The organism is Terriglobales bacterium, from assembly GCA_035764005.1.
Taxonomy (GTDB): domain Bacteria; phylum Acidobacteriota; class Terriglobia; order Terriglobales; family Acidobacteriaceae; genus Gp1-AA112.
Genome location: DASTZZ010000033.1, coordinates 32,481 through 56,508, shown reverse-complemented (window position 1 = coordinate 56,508; position 24,028 = coordinate 32,481). Strand labels below are relative to the sequence as shown.

Below are 24,028 nucleotides of genomic sequence, written 5' to 3'. Positions count from 1 at the left end.
CTGTTTGCTAACGCGAGGAACAGCAGATCCCCCCGGAGCGCAAACCCAACATCGTTGACTCCCTAAACTGGAACCTCGCGCTCCGAAGGATGACAACGCAATGAGAAATTCGTTATCTCCGAGAGCGGTCTCACAGCGACGGCAAAAATGCTGTGGAACTCGCCGTCTAGTTTTAACTAACCTGGAGCTACAAAACTCAGAGCGCGCATGCCGTTTGCGACTGCCAGTGGAGAGTGTTCTACCCGCATAAAATCTGCGCAAAATTCCCATTGAACAATTCCGCGATTCGCGATAGCATGCATTCTATGGTGGCGAATATAAAACGAACATCGGTGCCTATGCCTGAGCGTGTTCTCCGCAACTCCTGCGTGGCGGATTCCAATTGCCCGCACAGTGATTCACCAAACCTTAACTCCGGTTCGCGTCTCAATGGGGTTAACCCCCAGTCTCATTGGGGTTAACGCCGTGGAAAATCCGGGGTTAACCCCGTGGAAATCTGGGGTTAACGCCGTGGATATTTCGGCGTTAACCCCAACACGCGAACCAGAAGGCACTTCGTTGTATCCTCTTGAAGCTTCAGTGCTTGTGCTGCCGAATTCGAATTTTCCTCAGCTCGGAACTGAAAATTTTTCGTCGTTTTTTGTGCGCTAATCGCTGATCGGTGCCTCAAATTGTCGATTCCACAAACCTCATCCGACGTACAGGCGAAGGAGAAGGAGATATGTCTCAAGCAGGCACGCAGACCGCAGTAGCCACGTCCAGCAAGACGCTTTGGGCAGGACGCATTATCAGTGGGCTCCCTATTCTGTTTCTGTTGGCCGACGCTGTGGGAAAGCTCTGGCGTCCACTGCCGGCTGCAGTAGTCGAGGGCACGACCAAGGTTGGCTGGTCAGTAAGCGCGATTCCGCTAATCGGCGCCACGCTGCTGGTCAGCGTAATTTTGTACGCGATTCCGAGAACGTCTGTTTTAGGTGCGATCCTGCTGACGGGCTATCTCGGCGGCGCGGTGGCAACAAATGCACGCGTCGGCAATCCGCTGTTCGGCTACATTCTCACGCCGGTGTACGTAGGAATCTTCGTATGGGGTGGACTCTTCTTCCGCGACCCGCGCGTGCGCGCGCTGATTCCGTGGAAGGACTAGCGGTTTTGCGGAAAGCAACAGAACCGGGCGGCGGATCAGGCCGATGTTGCGGCTGTTCGGTTACGGTCAGGCGCTGGTTGAGAAAGGAACACCATGAGCGAAGCACAGAGTTCGCGTAACGTACCAAGGAGTATCGGAGCGGTAGTCGCGGGCATCGTAGTAGGCGCTGCCCTATCGATCCTCACCGACGTTCTCCTGCGCTCAGCGGGATTCTTTCCCGCTTTGGGAGTGCGCGTTGCGGATTCATTGCTGGCGCTCGCGACCGCGTATCGCACCGTCTATAGCGTGCTCGCGGCGTACGTGACGGCTCGCTTGGCGCCGCGACGACCTATGTTTCACGCGCTTGTAGGCGCAGCCATTGGAATTGTGGTGGCTACGATCGGAGCCATTGTGACCTGGAATGCCGGCCCGCAATACGGGCCGCACTGGTATCCGATCGCGCTGATCGTGCTCGCGCTCCCAACCGCATGGGCAGGCGGACGGATTCGCGAAGCACAAACGGCTAAAGCGAAAAGCACCGCCGCCAGCGCCGCCTGAGAGAAAGGACCAACTTCGATTATCTAGCTTCGAAGCAATGAAAGGACAAGCATGAGCAAAGTACGAGTGCTGGTGGGAACAAAGAAAGGCGCATTCATTCTTTCGTCAGACGGCAAGCGGCAGAACTGGGACGTAAGCGGTCCGCATTTCGCGGGATGGGAGATCTATCACATGAAGGGTTCTCCCGTTGACCCGAATCGGATCTATGTATCGCAGACGAGCGGCTGGTTCGGCCAAATCATCCAACGTTCCGATGACGGCGGCAAAACATGGTCTGCGCCTGGCGGTGGGGTTGAGACCGGTCCCGATGGATTTCCAAAAGGGCAGAGCAACAAATTCGTCTACGACACTTCGAACAAGGGCAAGCCGCTGACGACGCACCAGTGGTACGACGGCACGCAGCATCCGTGGGAGTTCAAGCGCGTTTGGCACCTCGAGCCTTCGCTCAAAGACGCCGATACCGTCTACGCCGGTGTAGAAGACGCGGCGCTCTTCCAATCGAAAGACGGCGGACACAGCTGGCAGGAGCTTCCCGGCCTGCGCGGTCACGGAACCGGACCAAAATGGCAACCCGGCGCCGGCGGCATGTGTCTGCACACCATCATCCTTGATCCCAAGAATCCTGGCCGAATCTACATTGCCATTTCCGCCGCAGGCGCATTCCGCACCGACGATGGTGGTGAAACCTGGAAGCCGATCAATCGCGGACTGCACTCGCAATACATCCCGGATCCGCGCGCCGAAATCGGACACTGCGTACACCACATCGCCATGCATCCATCGCGTCCGAACACGCTCTTCATGCAGAAGCATTGGGACGTGATGCGCAGCGACGATGGCGGCGATAACTGGACGGAAGTGAGCGGCAATCTGCCCACGGACTTTGGCTTCGTGATCGACGTTCATGCGCACGAGCCGGAAACAATCTACGTCGTGCCGATCAAGAGCGATGGAGAACACTACGTCCACGAAGGCAAGCTGCGCGTCTATCGCAGCCGCAAGGGTGGCAACGAATGGGAGGCGCTCACCAAAGGCTTGCCGCAGAAGGATTGTTATGTCAACGTACTGCGCGACGCCATGGCCGTCGATTCGCTCGACAAATGCGGCGTCTACTTCGGGACCACCGGAGGCCAGGTCTATGCCTCCGCCGACGCTGGAGACTCATGGATGCCGATCGTACGCGATCTTCCCGCCGTGCTCTCGGTAGAGGTACAGACGCTGTCATGATCCGCGTAGAACTCCCCTCGCACCTGCGCACACTCGCCAAAATAAACGGCGAGGTACGCCTCGAAGTGCCTGCTCCTGTCACGCAGCGCGCAGTGCTGGACGCTCTCGAAGCTCAGTATCCTGCGCTGCGTGGCACAATTCGTGACCACGATACTCTGAAGCGGCGCGCATTCTTGCGTTTCTTCGCGTGCGAGGAGGATTTATCGCACGAATCTCCAGACGCGCCACTGCCCGAGGCAGTCGCGTCAGGGAAGGAGCCGTTCTTGATTATCGGGGCGGTGGCGGGAGGATGATTTGGCTGAGTCGGTCTGGGTTTAGGGCTGTCATCCTGAAGCGCATCTTTTGCGCGAAGGATCTCCCGAGATGCTCTAGTCTTAAATGCTGTCACATGGCTCCTCCATCAAAACCTCGCAGTTTCGGCCGGAGAGCCCAAGGAGTGCGATTTAGTTTTAAGCATCGCGGGAGGTCCTTCGGCCAAGAGCGGGCCTGAGGATGACAGGTTTGTGGGTGGCAAGACTATTCTTTTGACGGCTTGCTCTTCGTCTCAGGCTTGCTCTCGGTTTTGCTTTCCGATTTCGACTCGCTGCTGGAACTCGCGGCTTTATCGCCCGACTTCGAATCGGCCTTGCTTCCCGATTTGGCGTAGTCGGTCACATACCATCCGCTGCCCTTGAATTGCACGGCAGGCGCATGCAGAAGCCGCTCGACTTTGCTTCCGCATTTGGGACACTCCGGATCAGGCGCAGAAACGCTCTGGATCTTCTCAAACCGATGATGGCATTTCTCGCACTCGAACTCGTAAAGAGGCACGGTTCCCCTTAAACAAACTGAAAATTAGCCGTAATCCCGATTCTAGAGGCTGAGAAAAATTCGCGTCAATTGTTGTTCGCGATAAGATTCGTCCAGACGAAGCTTCTTGCCGACTAATGTCTAGACACGGTGATGGAATGGACTTTAAGACATACGCATCAATCGTGCTAAGTAGCGGTGGAGACGCGACTGGCTCGCCGGCAGCTACGACTGTAGCGGCCATCGTTGGCGTGCTCGCGGCCACTGGCGTCTTGATCTGGGTCTTTGGCGCATGGTCCGAACAGCCGAACGCGCTGAACGAGACCCGATTTCGCCGTCGGATTTTAGTTTCAGGAGCGCTTCTCTATGGCGGGGCTGCCCTCTATGCCGTGATTTTAGTCGTCGCAGGAAGTGAACCTGTTCAGAGCTTACTCGGGCTTCCAATCTCGGCTTTGCTCGTCTGGTTTTTTCTAAGAGCCGCGCTAGGGACGAAAGTGCCAAAAGACGTGAGTAACCGACGCGATGCCACCTCGAACTTAGAAAAGTAAAAGGCTTCCCCCACCGGATTCAGGATCGTCTGGTCCGAAGGTCGAGACGGACGAGACCGAGGTGGTAAAGAAGCCTTCTTCTTCCGGCGATAAAGCGCCGGCTTTCCGCGCGGTGTAACGTCGTAAGAACTTATCAGTGCTGCGCAGGTTCGAGAACTACTCTCGACTCCAACATTTCAGCAAGTCTGGCTTGCACGTAACCGAATTAGATGCCGACCAGAGTCTTGGGTTGGATGCTCGTTCGCGCCATCGATCACATGTCTGAATAATGGCGAACGCCGGCCACTGTGGTCTGCTTCACTGGTGACGGCTTCTTTGCCGTGTTGTAATGATGAATGATCACATCCGGTCCATCATCGTAATCGTCTGCGGTGGCACGGCGCGATCGATGTTGCGGCACAAGAGTCGGACGCTGGGTTGCGGAAGCCTTGCGCAGCACCTGAGGAGAAACCGGCGCTGCAACGGGATGCGTGGTCACGGTCACACCGCCGGGCTCCAGGGAACGAGTCTGCTGCTCAGGCAGAACACTCGATGCCGGACGCCGCGCAAACGATATGCCGAGCACCAGCAGGACAGCCATGGCCAGGCCACCCAGCACGGCGACGCGCTTCGGCGTGAATTCTTCTGCCCAGTTGACTCGTTTCCACAATGGAACTGACGGAGCCCTCAGCGGTCGATCTGGCTTAGCCACGAATTGGATAGGCTCGCGCGGGCTGGAGAAAGCGTCCCTCTTTTCTCGCCACGCAAGTTCGCGTTGCACTGCGGGCACTTCAGTCTGCTGCAGGGCACTGGAAGCAGCCGAATCTTCAAGCCGCGAGTCTAGTTGCGTAGAAGCAGATCGCAGACTTTCCTGCTCGCGCTTCGATTCCGCGGCAATGGATTCCGCGCTGCGCAGAAATTCTTCTTCTTTCGCCCGCAGCCATTCTGCGGCCTGCGCGACGATTGCGGTCATCTTCACCGCAGCTTCGCGCAATGGAGCGACCAGTTGCCGGACTTCCTCTGGAGTCCGTTTGCGTGCTGTTGCGGAACCCGCGGCGTGCGCCGATACCGGCCACTCCTCGACCACAGAACGAGCCGGTTCCATTTCGGGAGCTTCGGAACGCGCAGCTACGAGCGGCTCGTCAGCAGTTTCGTCTATATGCGTGGTGAACTCAGGCGGTGCGTCGATTTCGACTGGCTCTGAATCCTGTTGCGGAAATTCCTCCGATGATTCATGAACGACATTGTCGCCGGCATGCTGCGGAGTGTAAGGCTCGAGCTGCAGCACATCTTCTTCTTCGTTGTGCTCATGCGCGACATCTTCCTGATACGGCTGGTCGGGCAGCGTAGATTCAGTTAGTACCTGAGCTTCAGCGGGCAATTGCGGCTCGGAATACTGAATCGCAGTTTCAGGCAGCACGACCTCTTGCTGCGGCTCAGCCTTTTGCAGCACAGGTTGTTGCGCGGGCGCGTTCTGCTCTGACTGATCGACGTACTCTGGTTCCGGGCTGCGGCGAATGCCAAGCATCTCGCCGATGCGGCGGAACAGCGGCATGAGGACGAACTCGCGCTCGGGCTCATAGTTCAGGTCGTATTCTGATCTGTTTTCGGCAGTATTGTGCTGCTCGGATCCTTCGGAATACTGCGTCGAGGAATGTTCGTCCGGACCAATGGCCGACATATGACCTTCTTTCACGCTGGAGGGGAGAAGACAGTCTCCGGGTTTCGACGGAAGCGGCGCGTCTGGTTTAGATGCGGAATGCAGCGCTGCTGTCGCCTTTCTAATATCAACACCAAGCGAAAGGCGAAAGTTTTTGCCTTTTTGGACTGACTGGACGTGGTGGACTGAGTGGACTGGGTGGACAGGTGCTAGCGTACCGGTTTGCGTGTTTGGCTACGAGGAGAGAAGCTCCAGCCTGGACGCCCGAGCGAATGCTTGCGCGAGTGGTCGCGGCTTCTCGCTTGGCTTTGGCTAATTTACTTCGGCGTAGTCGTTGCCGTCGGCGTATTGAATGCCGGCAATCATCTTGGCGCGGTACTGAACTTCCAGGTACGCCTTCAGAATCTCGATGTGCATTTGCTCGCGTTCTGCGGGCTGGCTGCAAGTTGTGCGGGCTTGGTCGAGGGCGAGATAACGGTCGTGGGCTTCGAGGAACTTGGAGAGGGCTGTGGCGGAGGTCATAAAGTGGAGCTCGTATATGCAATGTAGAAGGTTGCAACCGAGATAAGCTATCCCACGAAAGCCTTAGTGCCCTTAATAACGTTCTACTTAGGAAGTAACTTCGCGGTGATTCGCAAGTCACAGCGGATCTCTATGGACCTGGTGATTCGAGCAGCAATTCAAAGCGATCTGGACGCGGTACTTGCAATCGAGCAGGCTTCGCCCACAGCTGCTCATTGGCTGCGTGGGCAGTACGAAACTGCGATTAGCAATAATCAAAAGTTATTTCTGGTTGCCGTACGCAGGGGTTTGATTCTGGGGTTTGTTGTTGCCTCCACTGCAGTTCAAGAATGGGAACTGGAGAACATCGCGGTGCTGCCTTCTGCTCGCCGACAAAAGATCGGGGTGGGGCTGATGCAGGCGCTTATCTCGGCGGGGGAGCAGGCGGGGGCCGCGGAAATTCGGCAGGAGATCCGACGGTCGAATGTGGCTGCACACAGGCTGGGGCACCACGTCGGCTTTGTCCAGGATGGGCGCCGACGGGGGTATTACCGCGATCCTCAAGAAGACGCCTTACTCTTCAGATACTTAGTCCAGAGCAAACGGGAGACCCCAGACAGCCCCGCCGGCAGCTCCGAAAAATCTGGCAAAAACGGTTGAACCGACTCTGGTCGTGTGCTAACTTTCATCTCCCAAGGTCTGGGCAGGAGGTTCAAGGATGGCGACATCCCTCCGCGAAGAGCTCATTGCCAGCCACGAAGAGTTCCGTCGGCTGGCGCAGGAACACTCACAACACTCCCAACGTCTCGAATCTCTCCTCCAAAAGCGGTATCTCTCCGACGAAGAAAAATTAGAAGAAGTTAGGTTGAAGAAACTGAAGCTGCGTCTGAAGGATCAGATGGAGCAGATCGAACAGCAGCATCGACACCATCAGGTCGCCTGACCGTCGCCCGGCTCGCCCGATTCGAGCCGAGACAGCCAGCTTTATTTCCCAATTTGGCGAGCAAGCCTGAAGCAAGCCCGCGCACAGTCCTTCTATATCCCCTAAAGCCGATATAATCTGTTAATCCCCTATGGTTCGTGATGGCCTTTACTATGGCCTGGGCGCGGCAGTAGCGGCCGTGCTTCTGGGCTTGATTAACCCGTGGCTCGCTCTGCCGCCGGTGCTGTTGGGCGTGTTCTTTCTATGGTTCTTTCGTGATCCGGAGCGCGCTATTCCGGATGGGCCGGGCGTCGTGGTTTCACCGGCTGACGGCAAAGTTACCGCTGTGGGAGAGTTCATCGACGGAGGCCGGAAGAAGCAGCGGATCAGCATCTTTCTCAACGTCTTCAACGTACATGTGAACCGCGCTCCGATTGAGGGCACGATCACATCGCTCTTTTACCAGAAGGGGAAATTCGGAAACGCGATGTCGGCCGGTTCGTCGGACGCCAACGAGCAGAACATTGTGACCGTGAACGGCGATGGCCAGACCGTCGTCTTCAAGCAGATCGCCGGCTTGCTGGCCCGACGCATTGTTTTCAATCCCCGCACCGGCGACACACTGGCTCGTGGACAGCGGGTAGGGCTAATTAAGTTCGGCTCGCGCGTCGATGTGGTCCTGGACCAAAGTGTGGAACTCCGGGTAAAAGTTGGTGATCGCGTGGCCGGAGGTTCGTCTATTCTTGGAGTGCTGCGCGCCTCGGCAGATACCGGCCGCGCGGAATCTGCGCGATGAATCTGAGAACACCACGTCGGCGGGCGGACGATCCGCAACAGCCGTATCGCATGCGGCGGGGCATGTACATCCTGCCCTCAATCTTTACCGCCGGAAACATCGCTGCCGGTTATTTCGCAATCTCCCAGGCTGTTCAAGGTTCAGCCAACGCCGCCTTCCATTTTGATAACGCAGCTAAAGCGATTGGTTTCGCAGTACTTTTCGACGGCCTCGACGGACGCATTGCGCGCATGACTAACACCACCAGCGATTTTGGACGCGAGCTGGATTCGCTCGCAGACGTAATCACGTTCGGTGTTGCTCCGGCGATTCTTGCATGGATGTGGGGATGCCATCAGCTTCCTGAGTTGTGGAGTGCAGATGCGCGTCACAAGCTGATTCAATTCGGCGCTGTCGCGACATTCCTCTTTCTAATCGCAGGCGCCAGCCGATTGGCACGATTCAACATCAGCAAGAATCCGCAGCCGAAAAATCCCGGACGCCCGGGTCGGAAGTATTTTGTTGGAATGCCGATTCCTGCGGGAGCGGCCATGATCGCGGCGACTGTTCACTTTGTCGATGGAGTTCCCGTCGATACGTGGTGGATCACCGCGCTGTGGCTCGCTTTCGTCGTTTTGATCTCGTACTTAATGGTGAGTACGTGGCGCTTCTGGAGTCCGAAAGGGATCGACTTGCGCACGCGTCAGCCGTTCTGGTTATTTATTGTCATCGGCATCTCGATGTACCTGATCTGGTACTTCTCTGAATACTTCCTCTTTTCCCTCTCCCTGCTGTATCTCGTCTCGGGCGTGATTGCGCGGTTCGCTTATGCTCTCAAGCGGCGTCCGCCTGCGCCTCCCGCGTATGAACCTGAATCCCGCGTGGACATGGCATGAATCGCCCCGCCGGAGTTGCGCAGATGTTTCGCGTCGCGATCGTCGGCGCAGCTACTCTCAAAGGTCGTGAGTTGAAAGATGTCCTCGACGAGATGAATTTTCCCGCAGTCGATGTGAAACTGCTCGACGACGACGAGTCGCTGGGCCAGATCGACCAAGTGGGAGACGAAGCCACCTTCATTCAGCCGGCCGACCCAGAGCACTTTCGCAACGTGGATTTCGCATTCTTTGCCTCCGATGCCGACTTCACCAAACGCCACTGGGCAAGCGCGCTGCAGGCGGGGAGCACCGTCCTTGATCTGTCATACGCGCTCGATGATCAGCCTGACGTGACGGTTCGCTCGCCTTGGATCGAGAAGGAGATTGAACGGGAATCGGGTCAGCAATCGGGGCCGGAAGATCTCACAACCACATCAGTGGTCGTTGCGCATCCTGTTGCCACGGTGCTCGCCCTTCTGTTGCTCCGCGCACGAAGCTTGGGCGCAATCCAGACGGTCGCTGCAACTGTGTTCGAGCCCGTTTCGGAACAGGGCAAGCGGGGAATGGATGAGTTGCATCAGCAAACCGTGAACTTGCTCTCGTTCACGTCGCTGCCAAAGCAGGTCTTCGACGAGCAGGTCGCGTTCAATATGCTCGGGCGCTTCGGCGAGAGTTCGCGATTATCGCTCGCAGGAACGGAGAAACGAATCGCGCGTCACTTCGAGTCGCTCTGCAATGGACGCTTGCAGATGCCTTCGTTGATGGTGGTGCAGGCTCCCACCTTCCATGCGCATACGTTTTCCATCTACATTCAGTTTGGCCGCGACATTGACGCCGCAAGCATTGCGAAAGCCCTCGAGGGAGATCACGTAACCGTGATCGGTCCGGGAGAAGACGGACCGAGCAACGTGAGCGCCGCAGGTCAGGGCACCGTGATGGTCTCTGTGCGACCAGATGCAGCGAATGCCAATGGTGTATGGCTCTGGGCAGCCGCGGATAATTTGAAGATTTCTGCAATGACTGCTGTCGAGTGCGCTTCGACTCTCAGCACCATGCGCCCGTTGGGGAAAGTGCAATAAGGGCTGCTGGCCACTGGCTACTTGCTCCTGGCTAGCGTATGCGATCTTGAGACGAATATTCGTGGATACAGGACTGTTTCAGCTAAGAAGATTACCCGCTCTCTTGATCTGCTTCCTTATCTCCGGCTGCGGATATCACACCGCGAATCATGCTCAAATCCGCCTGCCTGCGGGCATCGACACCATTGCTGTTCCCATTTTCGGAAATAAGACCAACAGCTATAAGGCCGAACAGGTGCTCACACAAGCCGTAGTTCGCGAGTTCACCAGCCGCAGCCCGTACAAAGTGATTCCAGCCGACAATGGGGCAACCGATGCAGTTCTGGAAGGCACGCTGCTTACGACCAACGTCTATCCGCTGACCTTCGATTCACAAACAGGACGCCAATCGAGCGCGATCGTTCAACTGAACCTTAGCGTCAAGCTCGTCGACAAGCACGGGAAGACGTTGTTCCAGAATCCCAACTACATGTTTCGCGAGCAGTATCAGGTGAGCCGCGAAGTCACCAGCTTCTTCGATGAAAGTCCGCCGGCGGTCGATCGTCTATCGCGCGATTTCGCGCGCACACTGGTCGCCGACATTCTGGAGGGCTTCTGATGGCGGGCCGCAGCTTTGCCGCTACCGACCGCTTCGTTTCTGACGTATCCACTCGCAAGCTGCGTCCTGCCTATGTGCTTGTCGGCGATGAGGTTTTCTTTCGCGATCGTTGCCGCGGGGCGTTGATTCAGCATCTGGTTACGCCCGAGCTGCGCGATTTCAGCTTGCATGATCGCGATCTAAGCGAAACAAGCGTTGCAGAGATTCTCGATCTCGCACGCACACCGTCGCTGATGTCGCCTTTCCAGGTTTTCTTCATTCGCGGAGTGAAGGCGCTCTACAGCCGTGGCTCGCATCAGGAAGAGTTCGCGGGAATCGAGGAGTACTGCAAGAATCCCAATCCGGATGCGGTGCTCATCTTCGTTGCGGATCACATCAGCATTCCCGCCGACGCGCGCCGGATGGAGATGCAGGACAAAGATCGCTACGAACGCATCCGCGAAACTCTCGGTGAGTACTGCGCGATCATCGAACTGGCGCGTGTTGATGAGAGTGACGGGACACGATGGGTCATTGAACACGCGGCGCAAGAAGATGTGAAGGTCGATCCCGACGCGGCCCGCGAATTGGTCGACGCGCTTGGCGCTGACATGATGCTGGTCAGCAACGAACTCGAGAAACTCATTCTCTTTGTGGGAGCGAAGAAGCGCATTACTTTGGGCGACGTAGAAACCATGGTGCTCGCCGCGAAACAGCGCTCTCTATACGAACTGACCGATGCAATTTCCTCGAAAGATCGCGTGCGCGCGCTAGCAGTTCTCGATGCCATGCTGTCCAGCGAAGAAGGCGAAGAGGCCGCGATCGGGCATATCTACATGCTCGCCCGCACGTTCCGCCAGATGCTGGTGATTCTCGAGAAGAACGTGCGCGATTCGCGCGCGATTTGGCAGGCGCTCTGGCAAGGCTTCCGTTTGCCGCCGTTTGCTGCTGAGGACGTAATTCGACAGGCGCGACGCTACAAATCGCGGCGCGAGCTTACGCGCGCACTGCGTCTGCTTGCACGCGCAGACTTGGCACTCCGTTCCAATCCGACAAGCAAGCGCTTAGTGCTGGAAAAGTTAGTTATTGATCTGTGTGCGGAACCGGAACCACTGCCAACGATGTGGACACAAGAAGAGCTGGTTCTCTAAGACCTTTTTGGGACGAGAGTACCGGAAGGCTCGATCTTTGTTGTATGCTCGTCCTGCGACCCAATGATGCGTAAGCTGCTCGCCAATTCGATCTTGCTGCTCATGCTGGTGGTATTCTTTGCGCCCGCATTTGCGAACGCAGCGTCGGCAGCGCTTCCAGCCTGCTGCCGTCGCGGCGGAGCGCATCACTGCACGGCGGTTGCGCACGCATTAATTCCAGGCGAAACCTCGTTTCGAGCTGCGACTTCATGTCCAGTGTGGCACCCACCGGTGCTGGTTTCGTCGATCGCCGCTCTGCCGAGCTCGCAGTCGTTCGCATTGGATGTTCGGCATGAGGCGCTAGTAAATCGCGCTCACAATAGCGTCTATTCGTCCAGCGCCAGTTCCAACTGCCAACGCGGGCCTCCAGAACTCCTCCTGTAATCGCGCATCGCGCAGACGAATTATTCCGTATCTGCGATTTCGTATTGTCCAATAGGCAGTCGCGTTTTCGCGTTGCTCGTTCACCCGGCACATAAGTCGGAGTTGAGCGCTCTTCAATCGCGAAATCACGAAATCGCAAAATCACGAAATTATGAAGAGTCCGCCCGCAACAACCTTACGTTTCATTCAGAGGAGTCTCAGGTGCGACGCGTACTTGCCTTAACGTTATTATTGATTCCCAATTTGGTGTTCGCTTCAGTATTCGGCGTGGTGAAGGGAGTCGTTCACGACCCGCAGCATCGTCCTATTGCCGGTGCTCAGGTGTTATTGAAGTCGAATACGAGCGACTGGAAGGCCGAAGCTACTACGAACGATGCTGGACTGTTCCAGATGCAGACCGTCCCTCTGGGGGACTATTCCGTCACGGTAAGTGCACCCGGATTTGCTGACAACACGATCACTATTCGCGTGATAGACGGCAATGCCGAAGATTTGCATCTTCCGCTTGCAATTGCCGGGGCCAAAGAGACAGTGGAAGTCACGGGCGAAGCCGCAGCGGTGAACCCCTCATCGAGCACCACGCAAAGCATGATCAGCCGGCGTGAGATCAATGAAACGCCGGGCGCGGACCAGGCAAATTCTCTGGCGGCAATTACCGATTTTGTCCCTGGAGCATACATCGTTCACGATCAGCTCCACATTCGTGGCGGACACCAGGTAACGTGGGCAATCGACGGAGTTCCGGTTCCGAACACGAATATTGCCAGCAACGTAGGGCCGCAGTTCGATCCCAAGGACATCGATTATGTCGAAGCCGAGCGCGGCGGACTATCCGCCGACGCGGGTGACCGTACCTACGGCGTTTTCAATGTGATCACGCGTTCAGGGTTCGAGCGCAACAGCGAAGCCGAGCTAATCGCCGGCTACGGCAGCTACAACAACACAGACAATCAACTCAACTTTGGCAGTCATACCGATCGATTTGCCTACTACGCGAGTCTGAGCGGCAATCGTACCGATTTGGGACTCGAAACTCCGACTTCGAGTGTTCTGCACGATCGCGCGAATGGCTACGGCGCGTTCACATCGCTTATTTTCAACGCCACGCCTGTAGATCAACTTCGATTCGTGGGTTCGGTCCGCCAGGATCATTACCAGGTGCCGAATGACCCAGATCAGGTAGCAGCCCTGATCCGCGATCGCGAACGTGAGCAGGACGCCTTTGGGAACTTCTCCTGGATTCACTCGTGGTCGCCGAGTCTGGTCCTGACTGTCTCGCCCTTCTACCACTTCAACCGTGCAGCCTTCGAGGGCGGAGCCAATGAGGTGCCGAGCGCGACCGATAACCGCGCCTCGAACTACGCGGGCGGCCAGATTTCGTTGAGTGTGGCAAAAGGCAAACACAATGCCAGTGCGGGAATCTATGCCTTCGGGCAGCATGACAGTACGTTGTTCCGCCTGGTAGCAAACGACGGAGGCGGTGACGACTTCCGCCAGCGCGATCTTGTGAGTGGTCAGCTCGAAGCCATTTTTCTTGAAGATCAATACAAACTGAATTCGTGGCTGACTCTGAATGGCGGAATCCGACTCACTCACTTCTCTGGGGCGCTGAGTGAAAACGCCGCTGATCCGCGGCTCGGAGTCGCGCTTCGCGTTCCCACCCTCAACTGGGTGCTGCGCGCAAACTATAGCCGCTACTATCAGGCGCCGCCGCTTTCAACCTTGTCCGGACCATTGCTTGAGTTCGCAAGCGCGCAAGATCTCGGCTTTCTGCCACTCAAAGGCGAGCGCGACGAGCAACGCGAGTTCGGCTTGACCATTCCGGTGCGCGGATGGACGACCGACTTCTCATACTTCCGAACGGGCGCGCGCAACTTCTTCGATCACGACGTGATTGGGAACTCAAATATCTTTTTCCCGCTCACCATCGATCACGTTCGTATTCGCGGATTTGAAAGTACGCTGCGCTCGCCTCATGTCGCCGGACGCTTTGATTTTCATCTCGCATATTCGCATCAATCGATTGAAGGCAGCGGAGGTGTGACCGGAGGACTTACGGATTTCTCGCCGCCCGAGGAAGGCTTCTTCTATCTCGATCACGATCAGCGCAACACCTTGAGCACTGGATTGACGTCGAGTTTGCCGTATCGCAGTTGGCTGGCAGCGAATCTGAATTATGGATCAGGCTTCCTGAACGGCGACGGACCGGATCATCTGCCGAGCTATCGTACGATCGACGTGTCGCTCGGCAAGTCATTTGGCGAGAACTGGTCGGCAAAGGTAAGCGCATTGAATCTCACGAACAAGCGCTACTTCATCGACCTGAGCAATACGTTCGGGGGCTCACATTTCGCGAATCCGCGCGAGTTCTCGCTGCAGGTAAAGTATAGATTTCATTATTGAGGGATCATGAGAAGAGCGAACACCAAGGACACTAAGGTGAAAGAAGAGGTCATGAAGAACTGCAGGTTTTCCGTGACCTTGATTTTCACCTTAGTGACCTTCGTGTTCGCTCTTTTCTTTTTCGGCTGCAGCCACGAACCTCCCGCGAAGATTTACAAGCTCCACGGCAAAGTGATCTCGATCGACAAGCTCGGGCATCAACTGATCATCGATCACGATGCGATTCCGGGTTTTATGGACGCGATGACGATGCCGTATTCCGTGAAAGACGACGCCATGCTCGGCCAAGTGTCAGCAGGAGATGAGATCGAAGCTGATCTTCGCGTCCAGGAAGATAAAGCAGAAATCGTCGCGTTAAAGGTTCTGAAGCGGGCTCCTCCAGGAAGCGCTCCGGTACCGTCCACACAAATGCACGTGCCGAGCGTGAGCGAGCAGGTTCCCAATTTTGCACTCACAAACCAGAGCAATGCCCGCATTCACCTCAAGGATTATCGCGGCAAAGTTCTTCTAATCACATTCTTCTATACCCGTTGCCCACTGAACGATTATTGCCCGAAGGTGAATGAGAATTTTGCTGCTATCAACAAAGATTTAGAGAAGAACCCTGCCGTTTATGCAAAGACACATCTGCTGAGCATCAGCTTCGATTCCAAGCACGATACGCCTCCAGTGCTACGCAGCTACGGCGCTGCTTACACCGGGCGCTACACGAAAGAAGACTTCAAACACTGGGAGTTTGCGAGCGCTCCGGAAACGGAGATGAAGAGACTAGCCGACTTCTTCGGAGTGTATTACGAGGAAGATGGCAACCGCATCACGCATTCCTTGAGCACAACCGTGATTGGGCCGGACGGGAAAATCTCAGCCTGGTACCCGGGAAACAGTTGGAAGCCTGAAGAAGTTCTCGCAGTCGTAAGCCAGACAACTACGGCATCAACCTCACCAGCGCGCGACGCAAGCTCGCAACCCGCTTCGACAAACTCGAAGCGGCATTCGTGACGGGGCTGACCACGGGATCAAACCACGAGCGTTGGCGTGAACTGGATTTGCTGCTCTCAAGCGCAAACTGGTGAAGATAGAACTCAGTTGCGAATGGATGCGGATCGAGAGGCGCAGAAAAGTCGTCGAACGCTCCCAAAGGCAAATGTGATTGACTCTCGGAGAGAACCGGCTGCGTATGCGACGCTCGTGTTGGAATATCTGCCAACGCAGTGGCGGTGACGAGGAAAGCTACCAAAACGAGCAGCACTGGCGTTCTTCGGCGCACGGAAAAATTGTAGCCCGATTCGGCATCGATCCTGTGTCTCACGCCACAAAAAAATTCACTTAGGCGCGAGACGCCTCACTTCACCGCCGGAACTATCCAGCCTCTGCAGCAGTTCTTCGGCTGTTGCTCCCAAAACAGGATGCTTCACTCGAGCAGAAATTTCCGTCAGAGGAGCCAACACAAAGCGTCGCTTGTGCATCGTGGGGTGCGGAATTTGCAGGTCGCTGTCCTTGATAACCTCTGAATCGAAGAGAAGGATGTCGATGTCGATCGTGCGGGGACCTTTATTTATCTCACGGCTGCGCCCCAGTTGCGCTTCGATTTGTTGAATTCGCGACAACAACTCGCGAGCTGACAGCTGAGTTTCGAGTTTGACAACAGAGTTGACGAACCAGGGCTGTTCGCGCAATTCCATTGGTTCCGTTTCATAAAACGACGATACCTTTGCGATGTCACCCAATTTGCCCAGCAACCGAATGCACTTTTGCAGATTCGCGGCGCGATTTCCCAAATTGGAACCAAGAGATAGATAGACACGATGAGTCATCGCACATCACAGGAACGAGTTGTCGCAGGTGCTGAAGTCTGAATGGCGCGAAAATTCGGAAACCGAGCCTTCACTAAGAATCAAGTCGCGCCTCAAGACACTTCCTGCCATTCTCCACGTACTCCGTGCCTGCGTGGTGAAACGCGCCTCACCAGGCCTGCGCCGGCAAGCACCAGCACTGCGGGAAAGCATTCGAGCGTATACCTTGGCTCCGGATTTGGCAGCGTGGCAAGTAGCACCGACCGGCACAGAATAAACAACCACAAGATCGCTACGCCAGGCATCCGGTGGCGAACGGATAAAAGTGCTGCTATCAAATAAAAAATGTCGAGCAATGCGAGCGCTATGGAATTGAGCGATTCCAGGGGAACGTCCTGCCAGTTCCACCAGTCGAGTTCAAGATTGAGCATTTCCGTTCTGGGACGCAGCCATATGTCGGCTACTCTCGCAAGTGGAAGGCCGAGATAGTATCGGAGCGGGCGCTCCCGAACTCGTTCTCTCGCGAGTGCAGCGAATTCGGCGTCCATCTGCGGAGTTAATTGGGGAGAGCGATTGTATGCAGTGATCAGCTCCTGGGTACGCCGCATTTGTTCTGGGTTGTCGTACGCGCGTGCGGGTATGTCATTGAGGTCAATCGGATCACCCAGACCCTCGGTCGAGACATTCCACTCCACGTCCATTACCGAAATGAAATCGACTACCCAGGTCTTGCACCAGCGGTCGAATCCCTTGGGCACATACTCGGTCGGGAGCTGTGCGTAAAACGGAGCCAGCGGTTCGACCTGATGCAGGGTGCGCCAGTTGCGAATCGTCCAGGGCAGCAGTGGCAGCAGTGACACAACCCCGAGCAGAACGGCAGACCAGAAATATTGGACCTGATGCATCCGAAAAGCCAAATACAAAAGGTAAATGCCTGTCGCGGCGAGTAGCACTCCTCCATCCGGTCGCAAATAGATGCTGAAGGCAATTCCGAATCCGGAAATAACCCAATCGCTTATCGCGAAACTGTGAGCTACATCCCAAGGCGGTACGACATTCATTCTTTGCACTGCGCGCAAGGCAAAGAAGAGCACAACCGCCGCGCCAAAAGTCGCAAGCGTTTCCGGAAGAGGAGTTGCCGTATAGTTCGCCGTGAAAGGGCACAGGGCTGCCAGCACAAAGGCTACCTTCGCTGCGCCGTCGGACCATAGTCGCCGCGCACCGGCAGCAATCAGAAAACAGGTGACAAGATCGATGACAAGCTGAACACGAACTACTGCTCCGTAATGCTCGATGCCAAACAGTCGAAAGCAGGCGGCGAGAAATGCAGGATATCCAGGCATGCGGATATCCACCGGGAGAATCTGGCGGTTGTCGCTGATTCCATAGACACCGTGGATGAGCCAGGTTTTGGCTAAATCACCGTAGACGAGGGAGTCTCCCTGAAAGAGAAAATGCCAATGCAGGAAATAGCCGCGCAGGAGGAATCCAAGCACCGTAAAACAAATAAAGAACAGCTTGTTTCGGCGGAGGAGTAAGAGCATTCGTTTGATCGGGCGTGGATGAAGGCTATCTTACCTTCCGCATCTGCAACCAAGAAACGGAGCCGGCCGCGACCGTCTGCAGCCGTCTATTGTTGCAGCTGCTCTTCACGAACCACAGAAGATTCTCGTATCGTTCGGAGTTGGCCATTCGGCCATCTCCGCCACACTGGCTACCACCACCCCAACAGCCGCAACATCGGCGTCTGTCGGGGACCCCGGCTGCCGCCAGCGGTTCCCTTACCACACGGTGCACGTTTTCTCCGGCGCCATCGGTGTTCCGACTTTGCAGGAGAATGCCTTGCGGAATTCAGGCAGATTTACCACTACGCCATTGACTCGGTACTGCACCGGCGAGTGTGGATTGGTTTGCGCGATCAAGCGCAGAATTTGCGGAGTGTAGTTTTCGCACCAGCCTTGTCCGTAGCTGATGAAAAAGCGCTGCTCGGGTGTGAAGCCATCGACCGGCTTTGGATTCTCATCGAGACCGGCTTCATGCGAGAGGTAAGCCATCCAGGCAAGCTTGAGACCGCCGAGGTCCGCGACGTTTTCTCCCAGGGTGAGCTTGCCATTTACATGAACGTCATCAGTGGCGATGAAACCGTTGTACTCATCCACCACACAAGCGACGCGCTGCTCGAACTGCTTCGCATCTTGCGGAGTCCACCAATCTTCGAGATCGCCTTTGGCGTCGAACTGGCGGCCTTCATCATCGAACCCGTGAGTTAGCTCGTGGCCGATTACGCCACCGGCATCTCCGTAATTCACCGCGTCGTCCATCGTACTGTCGTAGAACGGAGGCTGCAGGATTCCCGCAGGAAAGTTAATGTCATTCATCTGCGGGTTGTAGTAGGCGTTCACGGTTGGCGGAGTCATGCCCCACTCGCCGCGATCGACGGGCTTGCCGATTTCATCGAGCTGGCGATGTGACTCGAAGATTGCTCCCCGCTGGAAGTTGCCGAGGGCATCGCCGCGAACGACCTCGTACTTCGAGTAATCGCGCCATTTGTCTGGGTATCCGATTTTATTGACGACGGAGTGCAGTTTCTCGAGTGCCCGCTGTTTTGTTTGCGGAGTCATCCAGTCAAGCTGTTCGATATCTTTCTGCATCGCGTTCTCGATGTCATGGACCATCCTCAATGTGCGCGTCTTACCTTCCACGCCGAAGGTTCGATCGACGTATGCCTGCCCAAGTGCTTCGCCTAGATTGCGATCGGTGTAGCGCACGCAGCGCTTCCATCGCGGCTGGAGTTCCTTTGCGCCTTGAAGAGTCTTGCCGTAGAAGTTGAAATTCTCATTCACAAATGCTGAAGGAAGCATTGGCGAAAACGCATGAACGGTCTGCCAGCGAAGATAGGTTTTGATGTCGGTGAGACTCTCGTTCTGCAGTACCGATTCAAGACCTTTAAAGAATTGAGGTACTACAACGTTCAGCGACTGAATTGGAGGAGTTCCTACGTCGCGCATATAAACCGCCCAATTGAAGGCGGGATCCATTCCTTCCAAATCCTTCACGGGCATGCGGTGATACAGGTTCGACGGCTCGCGGCGGTCAACGACATTCAGTGAAGCCTTGGCCAAATCGGTTTCGATACGCATGACGGTAGCCGCATCGGCTGCGGCTTGCGTTGGCGACTCCCCGAGCAGCTTGAACACATTGGTCACATGCTGCACGTATTCTTTGCGAATCTCTTCGTCTTTCGCTCCGGTGCGCGTGTAGTAATCGCGCTCCGGCAGGCCGAGACCTCCCTGATCGGCTTCGGCGATTTCCTCGTTGGCATTCTTGAAGTCCTGGTCGGAGCCGTAGCTGAAGAGAGCATCAACATTCTTCAGGTGAAGATCGGCAATAAGCGGAGCAAGGTCTGCTTTGTTCTTGATGGCTGCGATGCGATCGAGCTCCGGCTTCAGCGGAGCCAGTCCCTTCTTCTCGATGGCCGATTCGTCTATGCATGACGAGTAGAAGTCGCCGATCTTCTGATCGACCGCGCTCCGCTTCGGATCGTTCACCGAAGCTTTCTCGAGAATGTCTCGAAGGATAACGCGATTGCGTTCGGCGAGTTCGGTATCGCGTCCGTAGGAGCTCTGATCCGGTGGCACCGGATTCTGCTTCAACCATCCGCCACAGGAGTATTGGTAGAAGTCCACACATGGATCGATGCTCTTGTCCATCAAGTTCGGATCGAGTCCTTTGAGGTGGAGGAGATGACTCTCTGGAGCAGTCGATCCGGACGATTGAGGCGCGCTTTGTGCGACGGCGACGGACGCAAGCAGAGCGATGACAAGGACGCGAGAACGCATAGGTCTCCTTGAAGAAAGACGAGTGTAGCAGGAGGCAAGAACCGCCGCCGGGTAGCTGCGTGTTTGCGGCTGCGAATGCGAGTTGCTTGATTTTTCCATGACTGACGGTCTCGTCCACGCGCGATGCAAGACAGCTGTCCCTCGATTCAGACGATCTGTCCCTAACCTAAGTTTTTTTCTTATTACTTCGGTTTGCCAATCTGCTGCCGAATCATTGAGGCCGTGGCGACCCGGATGTTACGGTCGATGCAACTGGCTTAATCCAGCCGACACGCTCTAAGCAGTTCCGCTAGGGCTTCGCGCAGGTCGGTGGATGCCTTTCGCTGAGCGACTCGGTTACGAGAATCAGCGAATCAGGAAAGCGGAAGATCGCGCTCCCCCAAGGTGCGAGGTTTTCTCTCCCGCGAGCGTTTACGAGCCAAACAATTTTTTGGAGAACACTCGAAATGAGTCGTCGTTTTAGAAGTGTATTTTTATCGCTCCTGGCCGCATCCCTCATCGCTCCGATGCTCTCGTTTGCACAGACGAGCCGAGGCATGATCGCGGGAACCGTTACTGACACCACCGGCGCCGCAATTCCGGGCGCATCGGTTACAGCCGTTAACAAAGACAATGGACTGAAGCGCAGCGTTGTCACCGGACCCACCGGCGCGTACCGCATGGACGCCATGGACCTCGGCGCTTACACCATCACCGTGAGCAGCAACGGATTTGACACGCTCACCCTCGACAACGTCGCAGTTCGTGGTTCGGTAATCACGCCGGCGGATGCAACGCTGCGAGTTGGCGTTAAGAGCGAGTCTGTCACTGTCGAAGCAACGAACAACGGCGTTGAGACACAGACGGCAGCCATCACACACACCATCAGCAACAAGGAAGTCACCAGCCTTCCCATTCAGAACTTCAATCCAATCTCGCTGGCGACGACTCTTCCCGGCGTTGCCGATGTGAACGAGACTGGACGCAACTTCGCGAATGGAACGGGCTTCTCCGTGAACGGGCTTAACACGCGCTCGAACAACTTCCTGATTGACGGTCAAGATAACAACGACAACGGCGTGCAAGGTCAGGCGTTCCAGCCGATCAATCCGAACGCTATTCAGGAAGTCTCGGTGTTGACGAACTCCTACTCGGCCGAATTCGGACGCGGTGGAGCTTCGGTCACCAACGTGATTTACAAGAGCGGCAGCAACAATTTTCACGGTTCAGTTTGGGACAACTACAGCGGTTCCGGACTGAATTCGGTCGATGCGCAGTCTGGACTTGCCGGCGCGACTTCGAACGACAAGGCTCGCTACGACACGCACACTTTTGGATTCGCAGTAGGTGGTCCCGTGGTGAAGAACAAGCTGTTCTTCTTCTTCACTCCGGAGTGGCAGCGCTTTTACGGCAACTCGACGCCAGCCGTGATCGCCGCCCCGACAGCTTTGGGCGCATCGCAGCTTCAGGCGTATGGAAGCGCAAACGCCAACCTGTTGCTGCAGTATTTCGGCAATCTGCGCGCCAGCGGCAACACCTTCAACGTGAACACGCAGAGCAACGGTGCCGGACAGAACATCGAATTCGGCCTGGTGCAGCGCACGCCTCCTCCGCAACAGCAGCCAGACACACAATACAGCTTCAAGGTTGATTACGTTGCCTCTGAGCGCAACGTGATCGCCGTGCGTTATCTGCACGACTACAACAAAGTAAGCCCGGACTTCTACAACAATCCGACTTCACTCCCTGGCTTTGACACGAATCAGGGTGGACCTTCGCAGAACATCGGCGGATCGTGGACTCACACGTTCACCCCGAATGCGGTAAACGAATTCCGTTCGTCCTATGGCAAGTTCGATTTCGAATTTGCTCCTGAGCCGGACAGCTTGAAGAACCCCCTCTACACCGAGCCTCGCATCACCATCAACGGCATCTCGCGTCTGTCCCTGCTCGGTGTTGCTCCAATCGTGCCGCAGGGACGCGGTCACCAGACCTATCAGGAACAGGACGCATTCACCTACACTCGCGGCAACCACACCTGGAAGCTGGGCGCCGATGTTGCGCACCTGCTGGTGAACGATCACATTCCGTTCAACTACTTCGGAACTGAAACCTACAATGCCGGCGGCGGATTCACTCCGTTCGGCAACTTCCTCGACGACTTCACAGGGCTCGGCACCTTTGGCGCAATCAGCTTCGGTAGCCCGGTAGCGGCGCCCAAGATGACGCAGCAGGGCTACTTCCTCGAAGATACATGGAAGGCTCGTCCCAATTTGACACTCTCTCTCGGGCTGCGCTATGAGTACGCCGGCAATCCTGAAAATTACGAAGCGTATCCCGCGTTTAATCTTGCGAACGGTCCGTTCAACAACTTGACCGATAAGGTCATGGTGAAGAACGACACCAACAACTTCGGTCCTCGCATTGGCGTGACTTACAGCCCGAACTTCTTGCCCGGCATTCTAGGTGAGAAGAAAACTGTGTTCCGCGGCGGCTTCGGCGTCTTCTATGACTCGTTCTACACGCTGATGCTCGACAACGTGCAGGCCTCCGCTCCGAACGCGGTTGCCGATAGCATCGTCGGAACCAGCGGACGCGGACTCGCCAACGCGAGCACGTTGATCGCGCAGCAAAGTCCCGTTTTGAATCCGCTCGCTGGACAGACTTCGGTGGCTTCGGACCTGCAGAACCCGAAGATCTATCAGTGGAACCTCGACGTACAGCGCGAACTGCCGGCATCGATGATCATGACATTGGCATACGTGGGGACTCGCGGCGAGCATCTCTTCGAGTCCGACACGATCAACGCCTTTGCCGGGTACGATCCGAACGCACTGGGATCTGGCGCGCTTGCATACTTGCCGCGCCTGAATCCCGCACGTGGACCGATCACGGTTCGCGATAACAGCGGCGACTCGCACTACAACGGCTTGAGTGCCGAAGTGGAGCGTCACTTCGCTCGCGGGCTGCTATTCCGCAGTGCTTACACCTTCAGCAAGGCAATCGACAACGGCTCCGACGTGTATTACGGTCTCGGCACCTTCACGGTCGTTCCGCAGAGCCCGTATTTCCCTGATGGACGCAAAGGCGAGCGCGCACTCTCGGCGTTCGACTCGCGTCATCGCTGGGTAACGAGCTTCGTTTACTCGGTTCCTGGATACAACTCGAATAGCAATCAGTTCACCCACGCTCTGAGCCTGCTCAGCAATGGATGGGAGTTCGCGAACGTGCTGAGCTTGCAGTCGGGTGAGCCGGCGACGATTTCCGTCGCGGGGATCGACACCAATGGCGACGGTAATACCGCCAACGGGCGCCCCTTCCTCGGCAACGTTACTGCGCCGATCACCTCTGTGGGCATCGATGGAATCTTCGTCGGTGGCACCCCGGGCACCATCTACAACAACGACACGGGCGCTCCGACCACTGCCAGCAACGTTCACTGGATCGTCGCTCCTGGAGTGGGCAATGTGGGTCGCAATACTTACATCCAGCCAGGCTCCTACAACCTGAACACTGCAGTCACGCGCACGATCAGGATGCCGAAGTGGGAAGGGCAGGAGCTTCGTCTGCGTGCTGAGTTCTACAACGTGCTCAATCACGCGAACTACGACTACACGCCTGGAATTGACATGAACGTGCTCGATGGCACCGGCAGCTTCCTGAACCTGCAGCAAGGACGTCAGGGGCAGCGCGTCGTCAAGGGCGTGTTGCAGTACACGTTCTAATCAGCATCCACGCTCGCGATAAAGGCCAGCCGAAAGGCTGGCCTTTTGTTTTCGTATGGCGCGGAGCCGGGTACCCTCGCCCGGGTGTTGATTGTGATGCATTTC

At 56.2% G+C, this 24,028-nt stretch carries 22 protein-coding genes; 16 read left to right on the top strand and 6 right to left on the bottom strand.

Annotated elements, in window-relative coordinates; translation table 11 throughout:
- Positions 1–721: 721 nt before the first annotated feature.
- The 4 genes from VFU50_06450 to VFU50_06435 all read left to right on the top strand — a co-directional run bounded on the left by VFU50_06450 (position 722) and on the right by VFU50_06435 (position 3,198).
- Entirely contained in the window at positions 722–1,141 is a 420-nt protein-coding gene (locus VFU50_06450) for a DoxX family protein (GenBank protein HEU5232481.1), read from the top strand.
- 93 nt (positions 1,142–1,234) lie between these two features.
- Entirely contained in the window at positions 1,235–1,678 is a 444-nt protein-coding gene (locus tag VFU50_06445; protein HEU5232480.1) for a hypothetical protein, read from the top strand.
- 51 nt (positions 1,679–1,729) lie between these two features.
- On the top strand, positions 1,730–2,905 hold the full coding sequence (locus VFU50_06440; GenBank protein HEU5232479.1) for an exo-alpha-sialidase: 1,176 nt from the start codon (positions 1,730–1,732) through the stop codon (positions 2,903–2,905).
- Positions 2,902–3,198: a MoaD/ThiS family protein gene (locus VFU50_06435; protein ID HEU5232478.1), complete on the top strand. Its 297-nt coding sequence runs from the start codon at positions 2,902–2,904 to the stop codon at positions 3,196–3,198. The genes VFU50_06440 and VFU50_06435 overlap by 4 nt, the downstream gene beginning before the upstream one ends.
- 223 nt (positions 3,199–3,421) lie before the next feature.
- Here the strand turns inward: VFU50_06435 and VFU50_06430 are convergent, their stop codons facing one another.
- Entirely contained in the window at positions 3,422–3,715 is a 294-nt protein-coding gene (locus VFU50_06430) for an FmdB family zinc ribbon protein (protein ID HEU5232477.1), read from the bottom strand.
- Positions 3,716–3,852: 137 nt separating this feature from the next.
- On the opposite strand from VFU50_06430, the gene VFU50_06425 reads away from it, so the two are divergent.
- Positions 3,853–4,242: a hypothetical protein gene (locus VFU50_06425; GenBank protein ID HEU5232476.1), complete on the top strand. Its 390-nt coding sequence runs from the start codon at positions 3,853–3,855 to the stop codon at positions 4,240–4,242.
- Positions 4,243–4,495: 253 nt separating this feature from the next.
- Here VFU50_06425 and VFU50_06420 read toward each other — a convergent pair whose 3' ends face one another.
- Together VFU50_06420 and VFU50_06415 are read right to left on the bottom strand one after the other, a co-directional pair.
- A complete protein-coding gene (locus tag VFU50_06420; GenBank protein ID HEU5232475.1) occupies positions 4,496–5,902 on the bottom strand; it encodes a hypothetical protein in 1,407 nt (468 codons plus the stop codon).
- Between the two features lie 291 nt (positions 5,903–6,193).
- On the bottom strand, positions 6,194–6,403 hold the full coding sequence (locus VFU50_06415; protein HEU5232474.1) for a hypothetical protein: 210 nt from the start codon (positions 6,401–6,403) through the stop codon (positions 6,194–6,196).
- Positions 6,404–6,535: 132 nt separating this feature from the next.
- Between VFU50_06415 and rimI the strand changes: the two genes are divergently transcribed.
- The 10 genes from rimI (at position 6,536) to VFU50_06365 (ending at position 15,586) form a co-directional block, all read left to right on the top strand.
- Positions 6,536–7,042: a ribosomal protein S18-alanine N-acetyltransferase gene (gene rimI, locus VFU50_06410; GenBank protein HEU5232473.1), complete on the top strand. Its 507-nt coding sequence runs from the start codon at positions 6,536–6,538 to the stop codon at positions 7,040–7,042.
- A gap of 58 nt (positions 7,043–7,100) precedes the next feature.
- A complete protein-coding gene (locus VFU50_06405; GenBank protein ID HEU5232472.1) occupies positions 7,101–7,325 on the top strand; it encodes a DUF465 domain-containing protein in 225 nt (74 codons plus the stop codon).
- 130 nt (positions 7,326–7,455) lie between these two features.
- A complete protein-coding gene (locus tag VFU50_06400; protein HEU5232471.1) occupies positions 7,456–8,100 on the top strand; it encodes a phosphatidylserine decarboxylase in 645 nt (214 codons plus the stop codon).
- Positions 8,097–8,975 carry a CDP-diacylglycerol--serine O-phosphatidyltransferase gene (gene pssA / locus VFU50_06395; GenBank protein HEU5232470.1) on the top strand — a complete coding sequence of 293 codons (879 nt, stop codon included), beginning with the start codon at positions 8,097–8,099 and terminating at the stop codon, positions 8,973–8,975. Before VFU50_06400 ends, pssA begins: the two co-directional genes overlap by 4 nt.
- Positions 8,972–10,033, top strand: coding sequence for an Asd/ArgC dimerization domain-containing protein (locus VFU50_06390; protein HEU5232469.1), 1,062 nt, complete (start codon positions 8,972–8,974; stop codon positions 10,031–10,033). The genes pssA and VFU50_06390 overlap by 4 nt, the downstream gene beginning before the upstream one ends.
- Before the next feature lie 103 nt (positions 10,034–10,136).
- Positions 10,137–10,631, top strand: a complete 495-nt coding sequence (lptE, locus tag VFU50_06385; protein ID HEU5232468.1) for an LPS assembly lipoprotein LptE — start codon at positions 10,137–10,139, stop codon at positions 10,629–10,631.
- Positions 10,631–11,761, top strand: coding sequence for a DNA polymerase III subunit delta (gene holA / locus VFU50_06380; GenBank protein HEU5232467.1), 1,131 nt, complete (start codon positions 10,631–10,633; stop codon positions 11,759–11,761). The genes lptE and holA overlap by 1 nt, the downstream gene beginning before the upstream one ends.
- Before the next feature lie 63 nt (positions 11,762–11,824).
- On the top strand, positions 11,825–12,184 hold the full coding sequence (locus tag VFU50_06375; GenBank protein ID HEU5232466.1) for a hypothetical protein: 360 nt from the start codon (positions 11,825–11,827) through the stop codon (positions 12,182–12,184).
- Between the two features lie 201 nt (positions 12,185–12,385).
- Complete coding sequence (locus VFU50_06370) at positions 12,386–14,587, top strand: TonB-dependent receptor (protein HEU5232465.1); 2,202 nt, start codon at positions 12,386–12,388, stop codon at positions 14,585–14,587.
- A gap of 6 nt (positions 14,588–14,593) precedes the next feature.
- Positions 14,594–15,586 carry an SCO family protein gene (locus VFU50_06365; GenBank protein HEU5232464.1) on the top strand — a complete coding sequence of 331 codons (993 nt, stop codon included), beginning with the start codon at positions 14,594–14,596 and terminating at the stop codon, positions 15,584–15,586.
- Positions 15,587–15,909: 323 nt separating this feature from the next.
- Here VFU50_06365 and folK read toward each other — a convergent pair whose 3' ends face one another.
- The 3 genes from folK to VFU50_06350 form a co-directional block, all read right to left on the bottom strand.
- Positions 15,910–16,401 carry a 2-amino-4-hydroxy-6-hydroxymethyldihydropteridine diphosphokinase gene (gene folK, locus VFU50_06360; protein ID HEU5232463.1) on the bottom strand — a complete coding sequence of 164 codons (492 nt, stop codon included), beginning with the start codon at positions 16,399–16,401 and terminating at the stop codon, positions 15,910–15,912.
- A gap of 92 nt (positions 16,402–16,493) precedes the next feature.
- Positions 16,494–17,924: a glycosyltransferase family 39 protein gene (locus tag VFU50_06355; GenBank protein ID HEU5232462.1), complete on the bottom strand. Its 1,431-nt coding sequence runs from the start codon at positions 17,922–17,924 to the stop codon at positions 16,494–16,496.
- 237 nt (positions 17,925–18,161) lie between these two features.
- A complete protein-coding gene (locus VFU50_06350) occupies positions 18,162–20,219 on the bottom strand; it encodes a M13 family metallopeptidase (protein HEU5232461.1) in 2,058 nt (685 codons plus the stop codon).
- A 446-nt stretch (positions 20,220–20,665) separates the two neighbouring features.
- On the opposite strand from VFU50_06350, the gene VFU50_06345 reads away from it, so the two are divergent.
- The gene (locus VFU50_06345; GenBank protein ID HEU5232460.1) at positions 20,666–23,923 is read left to right on the top strand and encodes a carboxypeptidase regulatory-like domain-containing protein; all 3,258 of its coding nucleotides are present in this window, start codon (positions 20,666–20,668) and stop codon (positions 23,921–23,923) included.
- The last annotated feature ends 105 nt before the right edge of the window (positions 23,924–24,028 follow it).